Source organism: Dinoroseobacter shibae DFL 12 = DSM 16493 (assembly GCF_000018145.1).
Taxonomy (GTDB): domain Bacteria; phylum Pseudomonadota; class Alphaproteobacteria; order Rhodobacterales; family Rhodobacteraceae; genus Dinoroseobacter; species Dinoroseobacter shibae.
On the sequence record NC_009952.1, the window covers coordinates 1,851,117 to 1,867,097 of the forward strand.

Genomic DNA, 15,981 nt, shown 5'->3' on the forward strand with positions numbered 1-15,981 from the left:
GCCTAGGCTTGCGGCCAGACACAGGGAGGGGCCCATGCCGGACACCGCCGCAGAGACCATGCCAGAGCCTCCCGCCGCCCCGGCGCGCGGCCTGCCCAACGCTCATTACACAGACCCAGACATGCACAGGGCCGAGCAGCACGCGCTGCTCGCCGCGCAGTGGGCCGGGCTCGCAGTGGCTTCGGACGTGCCCGCCCCCGGCGATGCCTTGCCCCTGACCTTCTGCGGCGAGCCGCTCTTGCTGCTGCGCGACCGCGCAGGCCAGGTGCGCGTGTTCTACAATGTCTGCCGCCACCGGGGCATGATCCTTGTCGACGCCCCCCGCCGGATCGAGGGCGCGATCCGCTGCCCCTATCATTCGTGGTGCTACGCCACCGATGGACGCCTCGTCACCACCCCCCATGTGGGCGGGCCGGGCCGCAACACCCATGCCCGGATCGACCGCGCCACCCTCGGGCTGATCGAGGTGCCCTCCCATGTCTGGCGCGATGTGGTCTTTGTGAACCTGTCGGGCACCGCCCCGCCCTTCGCCGAGGCCAATGCCGACCTCATCGCCCGCTGGGCCGCCCTGGACCAGCCCCTGCACCATGGCGGAGCAGACAGCCGCTTCACCCTGACCGTGCGATGCAACTGGAAACTCGCGGTGGAAAACTATTGCGAAAGCTATCATCTGCCCTGGGTTCACCCCGGCCTGAACGAGATCTCGCGGCTCGAAGACCACTACAACATCGAGACCCCCGGCGCTTTCTCCGGCCAGGGGACCGAGGTCTACCAACGGCCCCGCCGCCCCGACGGCACCCCGGCCTTCCCGGATTTTACCGGCCTGCCTGCCATGTGGGACACCGGGGCGGAATACGTGGCGCTCTATCCCAACGTTCTGCTCGGCGCGCACCGGGATCACGCCTTCGCCATCCTGCTCCACCCCGATGGTCCGACCCGCACCCGGGAGCATGTGCACCTCTACTATGCCGCGCCCGACACCGACCCGGCCGCCCGCGCCGCCAATGCCGCCCAGTGGAAAACCGTGTTCGAAGAGGACGTCTTCGTGGTCGAGGGGATGCAGAGCGGCCGCGCTGCGCGCGGGTTCGACGGCGGCACCTTCTCCCCGGTCATGGACGGGCCGACCCGGTGCTTCCACGCCTGGGCCGCCGCCGCGCTGTCCGAGACGTCCCGTGCGGCCGAGTGAGCCCGCCCTTGCCGCGGCCTTGCGCGCAGCCCTTGCCCAGAACGACGCGCGCGCGCTGATCGACCTCTACGAGCAAGCCGCCGCCCTGCGCCCCGCCGAGGCGCGGCTGTTTCTGACCCACGCCTATGTTCACGCCCTGGAAACCGGATCGCAAAAAGCCGCGCCCCTGAGGGCGCGGCTCGTGGCACTCGGCGCCGAGACCTGAGCACGCCCAGACCCCGGTCACCGTCCCGCTATGCGTGGCAGTCGCGGTCAGCCGCCGGCCGGATAAAGCCCGGCTTCCTGCGCCGCGGCCAGCTCATCAGGGTCCACCGCCCCGTCGGCATTCGCATCCATGGTGGTATAGGCTTCCTCCGTCAGGGTCGGATTGCCCACCAGCAGTTCGGCAAAGGAGTACACCCCGTCGCCATCCGCATCCATCTCGGTGTTGGCGCTCATCGCCGTGGCCGACGCCACCAGGGCCATTGCCGCGACACTGCTCAGGATCGTGGTTTTCATTTCTTTGGTCTCCTTGAGTTGACATGCGAAGGGGCGACTTCCGCCGCCTTCCCTCACCAAGAGCCAATTGCACCCCTTTCCATCCCGCCCCGCCGCGCCCCGGCCCGAACGGGCGCGGACCCGCCCATTCCGGCACCCGCCGCGCGCAAACCGCCGCCGATATCCCCCGGCGCAAACCTGCTCGGCAGCTTTCCTCTTATTGTCCGGGGGCCGGAGCGGGCGCAGGGTCGCGCCATGACACGCATGCCCCCGCCAACCGACGCCCGGGAGGCCGCCCTCGTGGCCCTGATCCCCGGCCTCACCCGCGCCGCCCGCGCGCTGACAGGATCCCGCGCCGAGGCCGAAGACCTGGTGCAGGAAGCCCTGCTGCAAGTCTGGACCCGGCAACGCGCCGGGGCCGAGATCACCGCCCTGCCCGCCTATGCCCGCGCCACCCTGCGCAACGGGCTCCGCCGCCGGGGCCGCCAGCCGGCCAGCGAACCGCTGGAGGAAACCGACTGGGCCAGTGCGACCGCCGACACCGGCGAGCGACGGGTCGCCTTTGCGGAGGTGATGGAGGCCATCGCCGCCCTGCCGGAGGACCAGCGCCGGGTCCTCATGGAGGTGGTGATCGAGGGCCGCACCCCCGAAGAGGTCGCCCGACGCGCGGGCATCCCGCCCGGGACGGTCCTGTCGCGCCTCGCCCGGGCCCGCGCCCGGCTGCGCAAACGCTGCGCGCTCGGCGCGGGCACCAGCGCGCAGACCCTGCTGCCCGAACCCGCCGGGCAGTCCCGTTAACCTTTCGCCTCATATTCAAGAAACAGAATGTTTCGCACGCGAAACAAATCTCTGGAAGCCCTTGATCCCCCGCAAACTTCCGAAAAAATTTGTCGGCGCAAAAATCGCTTCTTCGAGTTGGGCGTTAACTTTCGCTCCCAACGTGCGGCACCCAAAGAAAAAGGCGGCCCGAAGGCCGCCTGTGGAGTTTCGCTGATCAGGCTCGTGATTATACCGCCCGAGTTTTCTGCCTGCGGCCTGATCTGCGTCTAGGGCGAGCGCACCCGCCCCGGATCCACGGTGTCCCTCCTTCGAGGGGCACCGAGCGGGGGGATGCGTGTTTCGCAGAAATCACGCGGGCCCCGCCCGGTTGATCTTTTCGGCGCGACCTTCCCGGTCCCGCTCCCAAGAGCCTTAAGCAAGGCTCTTGGCAATTTCCTTGCTCAAGGAAATTGGCCCGTTGCGGGCCGATCCCCTCAGCTACAGCCCGAGGTGCCTTTCCGCTTGAGTTCGAGAACACGTGGTATTCTTTTTCCAACTAACGGCATCGGCGTATTGCCATGAAAACCCTGCAGCTGCTGAGAGTGAAGTATTTCTGAAACCACCCACCCTTGCGGAACTCGGTAGGTAAGTCCTCCGTGCCGAGCGTGTGAAGCGATGAAGTCGAGCGGAACAGTAACCCTCCCTTCCGCGAGTTGCATCGAAGCAGTCGCTCCATCCGGTGCTTGGATCTCTAGCTGCATCCCGACGTACCCCCGCAGGTGTTGCACTTCATGCAGGTGCCGTTGCGCACCAGCGTGTAGTTGCCGCACTCGCCGCAGGCCTCGCCCTCGTAGCCCTGCATCTTGGCCTTGGCGCGCGGGTCGATCGACGTCGTCGTGGCCACGGTCGTTTCGCTGCGAAGCGCGGTCATCGTCGCCACCTCGCCGCCACCGATCGTGCCGACGACCGGGATCTCCGCCGTCACCGGCTTGCCCCCGCCCTGCAGCACCACCAACTCCTGCGGCATCCGCTTGCGCAGATACCCGGTCGAGCTGATCTGCTTGAGCACCTCCAGCGACTTGCTGGCCGCACTGTCGGACATCTCCTTGACGTTGGAGACCCCCTCTTCCTCGCCCCGGCCGATATCGTCGAAGGTCGCGCCCTGGGGCGCCACATGGGCCAGATCCGTGCGGTCGAGATAGCTCACCGCCAGCTCGCGGAAGATGTAATCCAGGATCGAGGTGGCGTTCTTGATGCTGTCATTGCCCTGCACCATGCCCGCGGGCTCGAACTTGGTGAAGGTGAAGGCATCCACGAACTCCTCCAGCGGCACGCCGTATTGCAGGCCGACCGAGACCGCGATGGCGAAGTTGTTCATCATCGCCCGGAAGCCCGCGCCTTCCTTGTGCATGTCGATGAAGATCTCGCCGAGGTTGCCGTCGGCATACTCGCCCGTGCGCAGATAAACCTTGTGTCCGCCCACGATGGCCTTCTGGGTATAACCCTTGCGCCGCTCGGGCAGCTTTTCGCGGTGGGCCTTGATGACCTCCTTGATGACCACCTTCTCGACGATCTTCTCGGCGATGACCTGGGCCTTTTCCATGGTGGAGCCGGTTTCCAGAACCTCCGCGGCCTCCTCGTCATCCTCCACAAGGGCCGCAGCGAGCGGCTGGCTGAGTTTGGAGCCGTCGCGGTAGAGCGCGTTGGCCTTGGTGCCCAGCGACCAGCTCAGCTCATAGGCCTTCTGGCAATCCTCGATCGTGGCATCGTTGGGCATGTTGATCGTCTTCGAGATCGCGCCCGAGATGAAGCTCTGCGCCGCGGCCATCATGTGAATGTGGCTGTCCACCGACAGGAACCGCTTGCCGCGCTTGCCGCAGGGGTTGGCGCAGTCGAAGACCGAGTAGTGTTCGGCTTTCAGGAAGGGCGCGCCCTCCAGCGTCATGGTCCCGCAGACATGATCGTTGGCCAGATCGATGTCTTTCTTCGCGAAACCCAGGTGCCGCAGCATGTCGAAGGTCGGATCGTTCAGTTTCGCCGCGGGAATGCCCAGCACCTCGGTGCAGAACGCCTCGCCCAGGGTCCACTGGTTGAACACGAACCGGATGTCGAAGGCCGAAGGCAGCGCCGCCTCGATCTTCTCGATCTGCTCAGGCCCGAAGCCGTGGCCGATCAGGGCGGTGTGGTTCACGCCGGGCGCATTGCCGAGCGTGCCGTGGCCAACCGCATAGGCGATGATCTCTTCGATCTGGGCCGAGCTGTAGCCCAGCGTGTCCAGCGCCGCGGGGACCGAGCGGTTGATGATCTTGAAGTAGCCGCCGCCCGCGAGCTTCTTGAACTTCACCAGGGCGAAGTCCGGCTCGATGCCGGTGGTGTCGCAATCCATTACCAGACCGATGGTGCCCGTGGGTGCGATCACCGTGGCTTGCGCATTGCGATACCCGTGCTGCTCGCCCAGCTTCAGCGCCTCATCCCAGGAGGACATGGCGAGTTTCACCAGCGTCTGGTCCGGGCAGTTGGCATGGTCCAGCGCGACGGGTTTCGTCGCGAGCGCCTCGTAGCCGTCGGTCTTGCCATAGGCCGCGTTGCGGTGGTTGCGGATCACGCGGAGCATGTGATCGGCGTTCTTGGCATAACCCGGGAACGGCCCGACCTCTGCAGCGATCTCGGCGGAGGTGGCATAGCTCACCCCGGTCATGATCGCGGTCAGCGCCCCGCAGAGCGCCCTTCCTTCGTCGCTGTCATAGCCGTAGCCCATGTTCATCAGCAGCCCGCCGATATTGGCATAGCCGAGACCGAGGGTGCGGAAGTCGTAGGAGCGCTGCGCGATTTCCTTGGACGGGAACTGCGCCATGAGCACCGAGATTTCCAGGGTCAGGGTCCAGAGCCGCGCCGCGTGCATGTAGCCTTCGCTGTCGAACTTGCCGTCGCGGTAGAAGGTCAGCAGGTTCATCGACGCCAGGTTGCAGGCGGTATCGTCAAGGAACATGTATTCCGAGCACGGGTTGGAGCCGCGGATCGCGCCATCCTCGGGGCAGGTGTGCCAGTCGTTGACGGTGTCGTGGAACTGGATGCCGGGATCGGCGCAGGCCCAGGCCGCGTGGCCGATGGTTTCCCACAGCTCGCGCGCCTTGATGGTCTTGGCGACCTTGCCGTCGGTGCGGCGGATCAGCTCCCAATCCGCGTCGTCTTTGACGGCCTTCAGGAAGGCGTCGGTCACGCGCACGGAGTTGTTGGAGTTCTGCCCGGAGACCGAGTTATACGCCTCGGAATCCCAGTCGGTATCATAGGTCGGAAACTCGATGGAGGCATAGCCCTGCTTGGCGTAATCCAGCACCCGCTTGATGTAGGTCTCGGGGATCTGCACCTTCTTGGCGGCCCGGATCGCGGATTTCAGCGCAGCGTTCTTGGTGGGGTCCACCGCGTCCTCGCCCAGCCCGTCCCATTCGCCGATCGCGGCGAAAATCTCGTTCAGCTTGGCCTCGTGCATTTTCGAGCCGGCGACGAGGGAGGCGACCTTCTGCTCCTCCTTCACCTTCCAGTTCACGAATTCCTCGATATCGGGGTGATCGGCGTCGCAGATCACCATCTTCGCTGCCCGGCGTGTGGTGCCACCGGACTTGATGGCCCCTGCGGCCCGGTCTCCGATCTTGAGGAACCCCATCAGGCCGGAGGACTTACCCCCGCCTGACAGAGCCTCTCCTTCGGCACGAAGGGAGGAGAAATTCGTGCCGGTGCCGGAGCCGTATTTGAAAAGCCGCGCCTCGCGGACCCACAGGTCCATGATGCCGCCATCATTCACCAGGTCGTCGGCGACGGACTGGATGAAGCAGGCATGGGGCTGCGGGTGCTCGTAGGACGATGTGGATTTGGTCAGTTTGCCGGACTTGTGATCCACGTAGTAGTGGCCCTGCGCGGGACCGTCGATGCCGTAGGCCCAGTGCAGGCCGGTGTTGAACCATTGCGGGCTGTTCGGCGCGGCCATCTGGCGCGCCAGCATCAGCTGCATCTCGTCGAAATAGGTGCGGGCATCGGCCTCGGTGGAGAAATAGCCCCCCTTCCAGCCCCAATAGGCCCAGGCGCCTGCCAGACGGCGGAACACCTGGCGGGCGGAGGTTTCGCCGCCATAGCGTTTCTCTGCGGGCAGCTTGGCGAGCGCGGCCTCGTCTGCCACCGAGCGCCACAGGAATTCCGGCACGCCCTTTTCGCGCACGGGCTTCAGGGCGGCGGGAACGCCGGCCTTGCGGAAGTATTTCTGCGCGATCACGTCCGAGGCGACCTGGCTCCAGGAGCTGGGCACTTCGACCTCGTCGAGCCGGAACACCACGGTACCATCGGGGTTGCGAATTTCGGACGCGGTGATCGAGAACTCGATCCCGGCGTAAGCGTCAGTTCCATCTTTGGTGAAATGGCGTTCGATTTTCATGTCTGCCCCATGTTGGCCATTTTCGTTTCCCGGCCATGCGGTTGGTCCGCCCGTGCCGATGTGATCTCGTGCGGAGGAGACCAAGCCAGCCGGGTCCGGCCCCCGAGATGCCGCGGCCATCGGGGTCAAGTGCTGAACCTTGTGTCTGTCTTGAGGATACCACCATATGTGGTGTTCGTCTCCTCCGCCCACACAATCTGGCGTAGAGGGGGGCTTAGGGTCAACTACATTTTGTGACGCGAATGGGTCAAAATACTATTGACGGTGGATTAACCCAGATTCGCTTGGGGGCTTGCGCCGGAGGGGTGTTGGGCCCCTTGGAGAACACATCCGGAAAATTAACGCATTCTTCATACAGGTTAAGGAATCGGGGCGGTTTGGCGGCCCAGATCTGTGCCATGCGAGGCCTGACCGGCGCGGCAGGACGATTCGCACCTGGTGGCGCCACGGGCTCCCGGGGCCGACGCTGCCACGCCCGTGCGGCGGGGCCTGCGCGAAAAGGAGCCCGGCGGCGCCTGGGGCACATTTGTGACATTGGCGCGGCGGATTGCCTTAAATTGAACTTAATTCGAGTCTATTCCGACCCAATCCCAGGCCCTGTGTGTGGTGCCTGGCGTTCGTAACGTAACCAGTGAGGCCATGTTTTGGCACCAATCTCAGTCCGCCCCCTGGCGGTCGCGGCTCTTGTCGCGATGACCCCTCCTGCGCCCGCGGCCGTCGTCGGGTATGATGATCAGGGCGCATTCCTCGGCGTGAGCCAGGATGCCTATCACGGCGGCAAGTGGAGCGCGCGCGCGGCCAGTTCGACACCCGTGCCGGGGGATTACGGCGGCTTGCCCGGCCCCGTGTTGCCCGCGGTCGACCCCCTGATCGTGGTCGCGCTTGCGGTTCTGTTGGCGATCCTGCTGCTGCAGGACGGTGGTGACGATGGCGGTGACAGCACCTGGATCAGCGCAGCGCCTCCGCCGGCGCCTCCGCCGGTCGTCACGTTCGGGGACGATCCGGGGCCGAACCCGGTGCCCCCCGGCACGCCGGAGTTGCCGCCGGTCACCGCGATTCCGATCGCACCGGCGCTGCCCTTCCTGCTGGGCGCGGTAGTGGCGCTGTCGCTGGCGGCGAGGCGCAAGCGCTAGGTGATCGCACCTCGGGCGGGCGCCAGTACGGCTGTCGCGGGTGTTCTACGGAACCGGGCGCGGGCTTGTATCGCAGCGTCGTGCGCATGCCACAGTGATCGCCGCGCGCCTCGGCTGACCGATGGGGCACATCATCGCGACGCATGGGGCTTTGCAGGATCTGTTGGTCGGGACGGCAAGATTCGAACTTGCGACCTACGGTACCCAAAACCGTCGCGCTACCAGGCTGCGCTACGCCCCGACGAGGGCTTCCTTAGACAGGTTCGCAGCGTTTGCAAAGACGCAAACCGCAGTCAATCGGCGCAAGGCCACGCGGCGGTGGTCTGGTCGAAGGCCGGGTGCCGCATCAGCGTACCTTCGGAGATGCCCAGACGCAGGGTCATGCCGCCGTTGATTTCCAGCACGGCGAACACCTCGTCGCCGCCGAAGATCGGAGTCTCGTCGAGTGGAACCGCGTTGCGATGGACCTTGCGGACGATGCCGGTGCGGTCGGCGAAGATCATGTCCAGGGGGATCAGCGTGTTGCGCATCCAGAACGACACCGGCTGCGGACGGTCGTAGACGAAGAGCATGCCCGCCTGTTGCGGCAGGCTTTCGCGGAACATTAGCCCCCGGCCCCGGGTCTCGTCGGTGTCGGCCAGTTCGATGTCGAAGGCAGCGCGCCCCCAGGGGCCCTGCAGTTCCACCCGGTCCGGGGCGCAAGCCGCGTGAAGCGGTAGAACCGCCAGGCACAGCACCAGCGGCAGAACCAGTGCGCGCAGAACCATGCGTCGGATCATTCGACTTTCTGCGCGGCGTCCCAACTCAGAACCTCGAGGGCGAGGCGCCCCCGCTCGCTCTCGCCGATGCGGACCGCCACGGCCTCTCCGGCCTGCAAATCGGAAAAGCCGCAGCGCCGCAGCACGTCCATGTGTACGAAGATATCCTCATCCGCGCCGAACACGTTGAGAAAGCCGAAGCCCTTCACCTTGTCGAACCATTTCACGCGCCCGGGGACCATGGGGACGTCGTCGAAATTCTGCGGCGCACCAAGCGGGCCTTCGTCGTCGAGATCCATTTCCGGGGGCGTGATGGCGACCACTTCGACCGCCTGGATGCCGCGCGGCGTTTCCTGCACGCGGATCTGGATCTGCGATCCATCGGCCACCGAACTCTGCCCGAAATTCCGCAATACGTTGGCATGCAGCAGGATATCGGGGCCATCGGCCTCGCCCACGACAAAGCCGAACCCCTTCTTGGGATCGAACCATTTGACTGTCCCATAGACAAGGGGACTACTGGTTATCGGCTTTTGCACGGGCGGTAATCCGGGGTAATCATGAGTGAGTGACAGGTCTTGTAACCAAGGTCTTAATGGTCACATGTGTTTTGGATGGGCGCAACAAAAAGTTGATAGGTCGCCGGGTTTACCTTAATGGTTTGTTAACCGTCAAGGGTTCAAGCGGCTGATTTTCCAATCGCTTTCCCCGTCGGCACGAGTCCACCGATAGCGGTCGTGCAGGCGAAAATCACCATCCGCCCAGAATTCCATTTCCACCGGACGCAGGCGATAGCCCCCCCAAAAGGGAGGGCGGTCCGGATTGAGCCCCTTTTCGAGACCGAGTTTCGCCACACGCGCCATCAGTGCCGCGCGGCTTTCGAGGGGGCGGGATTGCTCCGACGCCCAGGCGCCGATCCGGCTCTGGAGGGAGCGCGACTTGTAATAGGCATCCGCCTTCGGCCCGTCCTCGCGGCTGACATGGCCGCGCACGCGGATCTGCCGGCGCAGGGATTTCCAGTGAAACACGACCGCGGCCTTGCCGGCCTGGTCCAGTTCGGCCGCCTTGGCGGAGCCGTAATTGGTGTAGAACACGAAGGCGTCGTCTTCGATCTCCTTGAGCAGGACCATGCGCACATTGGGCAGCCCGTCCGCGTCCACGGTCGACAGCGCCATCGCGTTGGGATCGTTCGGCTCGGAGGCCTCGGCCTCTGCCAACCACGCGCGGGTGATGTCGAACGGGTTGTCGCCCGCGAATTTGCCGGATCTCTCTGCCATGGCGGACTGCCTCCGATGGATGGACTGTGGCACCTGTTCTCTTGAAGGCGTTAACCCTTTGGCCTACACGGTGCCGAACTGCAGGTAGTGGACAAGGTAAAGAGATGTCAACGGGATTGATGCACGGAAAACGCGGGCTGATCATGGGATTGGCGAATGACAAGTCCATTGCCTGGGGCATTGCGCAAGCGCTTGCGGAACAGGGCGCGGAGCTGGCGTTGACCTACCAGGGCGAGGCATTCCGCAAGCGCGCCGTGCCGTTGGCGGAGCGGCTGGGCGTCACCCAGCTTTACGATTGCGACGTAACCGACACCGCCTCGCTGGACGCGGTATTCGACGGGCTGTCGGAGGCCTGGGGTAAGATGGATTTCGTCGTCCATGCCATCGGGTTTTCCGACAAGTCGGAGCTGCGCGGGCGCTATGTCGACACCAGCGCCGAGAATTTCCGCATGACCATGGATATCTCGGTCTATTCCTTCACCGCCGTGTGCCAGCGCGCAGAGAAGCTGATGACCGATGGTGGCGCCTGCCTGACCCTGACCTATTACGGCGCCGAAAAGGTCATGCCCCATTACAACGTGATGGGTATCGCCAAATCGGCGCTGGAGACTTCGGTGCAGTACCTGGCCGAGGATCTGGGCAAGAAGAACATCCGCGTCAACGCGATCAGCGCGGGCACGATCAAGACCCTGGCCGCCTCGGGCATCGGGGATTTCCGCTACATCATGAAATGGAACGAGCTGAACTCCCCCCTGCGCCGCACGGTGACCCAGGAGGAGGTCGGCAAATCCGCGCTCTACCTGCTGTCGGACCTGTCCAGCGCGGTCACGGGCGAGGTGCATCACGTGGATGCGGGCTACCACGTTGTGGGCATGAAGGCGGTGGATGCGCCCGATATCGACGCGGTGACGGGCCGCAAGTAGGGTGGACGTCGCGCAGATCCTGGCGTTCAACGTGGCTCTGCTGGTGGCCATGGCGAGCCCCGGTCCCGCGCTGCTGGTGCTGACGCATACAGCACTTTCGGCGGGGCGGGTGCGGGCGCTCTGGACCGGCTGCGGGCTGGCTTGCGTGGCTGCGCTCTGGACGCTTGCGGCGCTCTTGGGGCTGGAGGCGCTGTTCACCCTGTTTCCCGCGGCTTACGGGGTGATGAAGACCGCGGGCGCGCTCTACCTGATCTATATCGCCCGGGCGACCTGGCGGTCGGCGCGCGCGCCCCTGGCGGACGCGCCGCAGGTGTCAGCGCGAGGCGCGTTCCGGCGCGGTGCGGCGATCAACCTGCTGAACCCGAAATCGGTGCTGTTCTCGGCCGGTGTCCTCGTGGTGATCTTTCCGCCGGACCTGGGCGTCGGGGCGGTGGCGTTCATCACCCTGAACCACCTGGCGGTCGAGATCGCGGTCTATGCCCTGCTGGTCACCGCGCTCGCCCGACCCGGCGCGCGGCGCGCCTATGTCGGGGCGAAGACCTGGCTCGACCGGGTCTGCGCGGTGGTGCTGGGCGGGCTCGGCCTGCGGCTTCTGGCGGAGCGGGCCCCGTGACGCTCGCGGCCTTCGCCTCGATTGCCTTCATTCACCTTCTGGCGGCGATCAGCCCGGGGCCCTCTTTCGTGGTGATCACCCGAACCGCCGCGGCGGAGGGTCTGGGCGCGGGGCTCTTGCTGGCGCTGGCCTTCGGGGTCGGCGCGACGGTTTGGGCGGGCGCGGCCCTGCTGGGGCTTGCGGCGCTTTTCCAGGTGATGCCGGTGCTGCTGACTGCGATGAAGCTGGCGGGGGCCGCCTTCCTGTTATTCGTGGCCTTCATGATGTGGCGCCACGCGCCCGACCCGCTGCCGGAGGCGTCGGGGACGGTGCCGCGCACGGGCTGGGCGACATTCAGGCTGGGCCTCTTCACGCAGCTTTCGAACCCCAAGGTGCCGGTGTTCTTCGGGGCGGTTTTCGTGGGCGTCCTGCCCGCCGACATCTCCGGGGGCGAGATCGCGCTGGTGCTGGCGCTGGTGCTGCTGGTCGAAGGCCTGTGGTACGTGGTGGTGGCGCGGCTCTTCTCGCTGCCCGGACCACGGGCGGTCTATATGCGCGCCAAGACCTGGATCGACCGGGTCCTGGGCGGCGCGCTGGCCCTGGTGGGGGCGCGGATCGCGCTGAGTTGAGGGTTCTGGTCACCGGCAACGGGCTGGATTACAAACACCGCCAAACCGGATGAGGGACGGACATGACCGATCAACTGCCGCATGAAAAAGGCTTCCACGTCAGCTGGGACCAGATCCACCGGGACAGCCGCGCGCTGGCCTGGCGGCTGGACAAGCGCGGGCCGGGGCCGGACGGGTCCTGGCGGATGATCCTGGCGATCACCCGGGGCGGGATGGCCCCGGCGATGATCGTGGCGCGCGAGTTGGACATCCGGCAGGTGGCGACGATTTCGGTGCAGTCCTATCACCACCAGACCCAGGGCGAGACCGTGGTGCTCAACGCCCCGGATGCGGAGCTGATGGGCGACGGGACCGGGGTTCTGGTGATCGACGATCTGGTGGATAGCGGCCGGACGCTGGAGGTGGTGCGCCAGATGTATCCCAACGCCCATTTCGCCACCGTCTATGCCAAGCCCAAGGGCGAGCCCATGGTCAACACCTTCATCACCGGGGTGAGCCAAGACACCTGGATCTTCTTTCCCTGGGACATGGCGCTGCAATACGTGGAACCCTACCGGGGGACCTGAGATGACGCTCCGCCTCGCCCCGGCCATGGCGGCCACCCCGGCCCCGCCGGTGATGGAGGCGCGGCGCTGGCTCGCCGCGGCGCGCCTGCCCGCGGGGCTGGAGCTGCTGAATGTGAGCCAGGCCGCCCCGGTGGCCCCGCCGCCCCCGGCCCTGCGCGCGGCGATGGCGGCGGCACTGGAGGAGGATCCGGGCACGCATCTTTATGGTCCCGTGCTCGGTCTGCCGGAGCTGCGCGCCGAACTGGCCGCACAGATGACCGCGCGCTATGGCGGCACCGTGGCCGAGGGGCAGATCGCGATCACCTCGGGCTGCAACCAGGCCTTCGCAGCGGTGATCGCCACCCTCGCCGGCCCCGGCGATAACGTGATTCTGCCGGTGCCGTGGTATTTCAACCACCAGATGTGGCTGCAAATGTCCGGGGTCGCGGCCCGCGCGCTCGACACCGGCGACAGCCTGCTGCCGGACCCGGAGGCCGCCGCCGCCCTGATCGACGCGCGCACCCGCGCGATCGTGCTGGTCAGCCCCAACAACCCCGGCGGCGTGGAGTATCCTGCCGACCTGCTCGCGGCCTTTCGCGATCTCGCGCGCAGGCGGGGCCTCGCGCTGATCCTCGACGAGACCTACCGCGATTTCGACAGCCGCGCGGGTGCGCCCCACGGCCTGCTCGCCGATCCCGATTGGGACGAGACCGTGATCTCGCTCTATTCCTTTTCCAAGGCCTACCGGCTGACCGGGCACCGGGTGGGGGCGGTGGCCTGTGCGCCCGACCGCCTGGCGCAGGTGGAGAAATTCCTCGACACGGTGCAGATCTGCGCGCCGCAACTGGGCCAGCGCGCGGCCCTCTGGGGGCTGCGGCACCTGTCGGACTGGCTGGCCGGGGAACGGGCCGAGATCCTGGCCCGCCGCGCGGCGATGGAGGCGGCGTTCCAGGGTCTGCGCGACTGGGAGCTTCTGGGCTGCGGCGCCTATTTCGGCTATGCGCGCCACCGGCTCGGGATCCCTTCGGACGCGCTGGCGGAGCGGATGGTGTCCGAGATCGGGGTGCTCGCCCTGCCCGGCACCATGTTCGCGCCCCAAGGCGCCGCGCGGGGAGGTCGCGAGATGCGCTTTGCCTTCGCCAATATCGACGCGGACGGCATCGCCGCCCTCGCCGACCGGCTGACCACCTACGCCCCGTCCTGAGCCCCCGCGATCAAGTCCCGGAATATCCCTTGGGTCCGGGGGGCCGCGCCCCTCCCTGCCCCGATCCACGTTCAAAACTGCGCCAAGCGACGCGCGCATCCGCTTGCCGCCCCTGCCGCAAGCGCCTAAACAGACGCCTGACAACGGGCACCGCCACACCGGCGCGGGGCGGGATCGGGGAGCGACGACTGCGATGAAGGGTAAAACCTCCAACTTCTTCATGTTCATCCTGCTGGGCCTGCTGATCGTGGCGCTGGCGGGGTTCGGCATTTCCAGCTTCGGCGGCTCGAACGCGCGCGTGGGCTCGGTGGGCGACACCGACATCACCGTGGATGAGTACGCCCGGGCCTTGCAGACCCAGCTGCGCGCCGCCGGTCAGCAGCGCGGGCGCGCGGTCTCCATGGCCGAGGCGCGGGAGCTGGGGCTCGACCGGCAGGTGCTGGCACAGCTGGTCAACACGGCGGCCATCGACAACGAGGCGGCGAAGCTGGGCGTCAGCGTGGGGGATATGCGCGTGGCCGAGCAGATCCAGACGATCCCCGCCTTTTCCGGGATCGGCGGCGGCTTCGACCGGGAGGCGTACGAGTTCACCCTGCAGCAAAACAACCTCTCCCCCGAGGAATTCGAGGCCGACGTGCGCAACGAGGCCGCGCGCAACCTGCTGCAGGCGGCGGTGATCGGCGGGCTGCGCGCGCCGCAGGCCTATACCGGTACGCTGTATGACTTCATCGCCGCGCGGCGGGACTTCACCTGGGCCGAGATCACGCCGGACCTGGTGGCCCTGACCCAGGCGATGCCAACGGATGCGGAACTGCGCGCGTTCTACGACGCGAACCCGGCGGCCTTCACCGCGCCCGAGACGCGCGAGATCACCTACGTGCTGCTGAGCCCGGAGATGATGCAGGACCAGGTCTCGCCCTCCGAGGAGGATCTGCGCGCGGCCTATGACCGGGCCGCGTCGGTCTATGTCCAGCCCGAGCGCCGCCTGTTGGATCGCGTCGTCTTCGGCACCGAGGCGCAAGCCGCCGAGGCCAAGGCCGCCCTCGACAGCGGCGCGCAGAGCTTCGAAGAGCTCCTGGCCGCGCGCGATCTGAGCCTGGAGGATGTGGATCTCGGCGAGGTGGCGCGCGACGATCTCGACGACGCGGTGGCAGAGGTCGTTTTCGGCGATCAGGAGACCGGAATCGTCGGGCCGGTGCGCACGGCCCTGGGCCCGGCCCTGTTCCGGATCAACGCGGCCCTGGCCGCCCAGGTCACCACCTTCGAAGAGGCGCGCGACGAGCTGACCGCCGCGCTGGCGGGCGATGCCGCCCGCCGGGCCGTGGCCGACGAAATCGAGGCGCTTGATGATCTGCTGGCCGGGGGCGCCACGCTCGAAGAGCTGGCCGCCGACACGCCGGCGGAGCTGGGCGAGCTGTCGCTGACGGCGACCACCACCGAGGGCATCGCCGCCTATCCGGAAGTGCGCGCCCTGGCCAACACCCTGAGCGAGGGCGATTTTCCCGAAATCGAGACCCTCGACGACGGCGGTGTCTTTGCCCTGCGGCTCGACGAGGTCGTGCCCCCCCGGCTTTTGCCCTTCGACGAGGTGCGGGAGGATGTGGTGGCGGGCTGGGAGGCGCAGCGCCTGCAAGACGCGCTGAGCGCGGAGGCCGCGCGCGTGGCCGAGGCCCTGCGCGGCGGCGAGAGCTTCGCCGACCAGGGCCTGGAGCGGCAGGTGGAGACCGGCCTGACCCGGGAGGCCTTCATCGAGGGCACGCCCCCGGCACTGGTCACCGATGTCTTCGCGCTGGAGGCCGAAGGCGACGTGGCGCTCGTGCCCGGCAACGGCGTGGTGATCGTGGCCCAGCTGACCGCGATCCTGCCGCCGGATACCGAGGACCCGGATGCGGCGTTCCTGCGCAACGTGCTGGACCAGAGCATTTCCCAGACCCTGGCCGAGGATGTGTTCACCGCCTATGCCACCGCGATCCAGCAGGAGGCCGGGATCACCATCAACCAGAGCACGATCAACGGCATTCACGCCCAGTTCCCCTGAGCCCGCCTGCCCCGCCTTCGGGCAGATGACCCGC

The 15,981-nt window shown here is 66.7% G+C and carries 15 protein-coding genes and 1 tRNA gene; 10 read left to right on the forward strand and 6 right to left on the reverse strand.

Annotated features, from left to right (window positions below):
• The first annotated feature begins 34 nt into the window (after positions 1-34).
• Both DSHI_RS09075 and DSHI_RS09080 read left to right on the forward strand, forming a co-directional pair.
• Positions 35-1,186, forward strand: coding sequence for an aromatic ring-hydroxylating oxygenase subunit alpha (locus DSHI_RS09075; protein ID WP_012178454.1), 1,152 nt, complete (start codon positions 35-37; stop codon positions 1,184-1,186).
• Positions 1,173-1,391 (forward strand): hypothetical protein, encoded by a 219-nt coding sequence (locus tag DSHI_RS09080; RefSeq protein ID WP_044027715.1) that lies wholly within the window; start codon positions 1,173-1,175, stop codon positions 1,389-1,391. Before DSHI_RS09075 ends, DSHI_RS09080 begins: the two co-directional genes overlap by 14 nt.
• Before the next feature lie 47 nt (positions 1,392-1,438).
• On the opposite strand, the gene DSHI_RS09085 is transcribed toward DSHI_RS09080, so the two are convergent.
• Complete coding sequence (locus DSHI_RS09085; RefSeq protein WP_012178455.1) at positions 1,439-1,684, reverse strand: EF-hand domain-containing protein; 246 nt, start codon at positions 1,682-1,684, stop codon at positions 1,439-1,441.
• A gap of 234 nt (positions 1,685-1,918) precedes the next feature.
• Here DSHI_RS09085 and DSHI_RS09090 point away from each other — a divergent pair, with 234 nt between their 5' ends.
• Entirely contained in the window at positions 1,919-2,461 is a 543-nt protein-coding gene (locus DSHI_RS09090; RefSeq protein WP_012178456.1) for an RNA polymerase sigma factor, read from the forward strand.
• 712 nt (positions 2,462-3,173) lie between these two features.
• Here the strand turns inward: DSHI_RS09090 and DSHI_RS09095 are convergent.
• Positions 3,174-6,848, reverse strand: a complete 3,675-nt coding sequence (locus tag DSHI_RS09095) for a vitamin B12-dependent ribonucleotide reductase (protein ID WP_012178457.1) — start codon at positions 6,846-6,848, stop codon at positions 3,174-3,176.
• Positions 6,849-7,540: 692 nt separating this feature from the next.
• On the opposite strand from DSHI_RS09095, the gene DSHI_RS09100 reads away from it, so the two are divergent.
• Positions 7,541-7,981, forward strand: a complete 441-nt coding sequence (locus tag DSHI_RS09100; RefSeq protein WP_012178458.1) for a hypothetical protein — start codon at positions 7,541-7,543, stop codon at positions 7,979-7,981.
• A 164-nt stretch (positions 7,982-8,145) separates the two neighbouring features.
• On the opposite strand, the gene DSHI_RS09105 is transcribed toward DSHI_RS09100, so the two are convergent.
• From DSHI_RS09105 to pdxH, 4 genes are all read right to left on the reverse strand, one after another.
• Positions 8,146-8,222, reverse strand: a tRNA-Pro gene (locus DSHI_RS09105).
• Positions 8,223-8,274: 52 nt separating this feature from the next.
• Positions 8,275-8,760, reverse strand: a complete 486-nt coding sequence (locus tag DSHI_RS09110; protein ID WP_012178459.1) for a DUF192 domain-containing protein — start codon at positions 8,758-8,760, stop codon at positions 8,275-8,277.
• The gene (locus tag DSHI_RS09115; RefSeq protein ID WP_012178460.1) at positions 8,757-9,278 is read right to left on the reverse strand and encodes a cold-shock protein; all 522 of its coding nucleotides are present in this window, start codon (positions 9,276-9,278) and stop codon (positions 8,757-8,759) included. Before DSHI_RS09115 ends, DSHI_RS09110 begins: the two co-directional genes overlap by 4 nt.
• A 132-nt stretch (positions 9,279-9,410) precedes the next feature.
• The gene (pdxH, locus tag DSHI_RS09120) at positions 9,411-10,037 is read right to left on the reverse strand and encodes a pyridoxamine 5'-phosphate oxidase (RefSeq protein WP_280985199.1); all 627 of its coding nucleotides are present in this window, start codon (positions 10,035-10,037) and stop codon (positions 9,411-9,413) included.
• 83 nt (positions 10,038-10,120) lie between these two features.
• Here pdxH and fabI point away from each other — a divergent pair, with 83 nt between their 5' ends.
• The 6 genes from fabI (at position 10,121) to DSHI_RS09150 (ending at position 15,947) form a co-directional block, all read left to right on the forward strand.
• Complete coding sequence (gene fabI, locus DSHI_RS09125) at positions 10,121-10,939, forward strand: enoyl-ACP reductase FabI (RefSeq protein WP_012178462.1); 819 nt, start codon at positions 10,121-10,123, stop codon at positions 10,937-10,939.
• Between the two features lies 1 nt (position 10,940).
• The gene (locus DSHI_RS09130) at positions 10,941-11,552 is read left to right on the forward strand and encodes a LysE family translocator (protein WP_012178463.1); all 612 of its coding nucleotides are present in this window, start codon (positions 10,941-10,943) and stop codon (positions 11,550-11,552) included.
• On the forward strand, positions 11,549-12,160 hold the full coding sequence (locus tag DSHI_RS09135; protein WP_012178464.1) for a LysE family translocator: 612 nt from the start codon (positions 11,549-11,551) through the stop codon (positions 12,158-12,160). Before DSHI_RS09130 ends, DSHI_RS09135 begins: the two co-directional genes overlap by 4 nt.
• 62 nt (positions 12,161-12,222) lie before the next feature.
• Entirely contained in the window at positions 12,223-12,726 is a 504-nt protein-coding gene (gpt, locus tag DSHI_RS09140) for a xanthine phosphoribosyltransferase (RefSeq protein ID WP_012178465.1), read from the forward strand.
• Position 12,727: 1 nt separating this feature from the next.
• The gene (locus DSHI_RS09145) at positions 12,728-13,909 is read left to right on the forward strand and encodes an aminotransferase (RefSeq protein WP_012178466.1); all 1,182 of its coding nucleotides are present in this window, start codon (positions 12,728-12,730) and stop codon (positions 13,907-13,909) included.
• A 193-nt stretch (positions 13,910-14,102) separates the two neighbouring features.
• Positions 14,103-15,947 (forward strand): peptidylprolyl isomerase, encoded by a 1,845-nt coding sequence (locus tag DSHI_RS09150; protein ID WP_012178467.1) that lies wholly within the window; start codon positions 14,103-14,105, stop codon positions 15,945-15,947.
• The last annotated feature ends 34 nt before the right edge of the window (positions 15,948-15,981 follow it).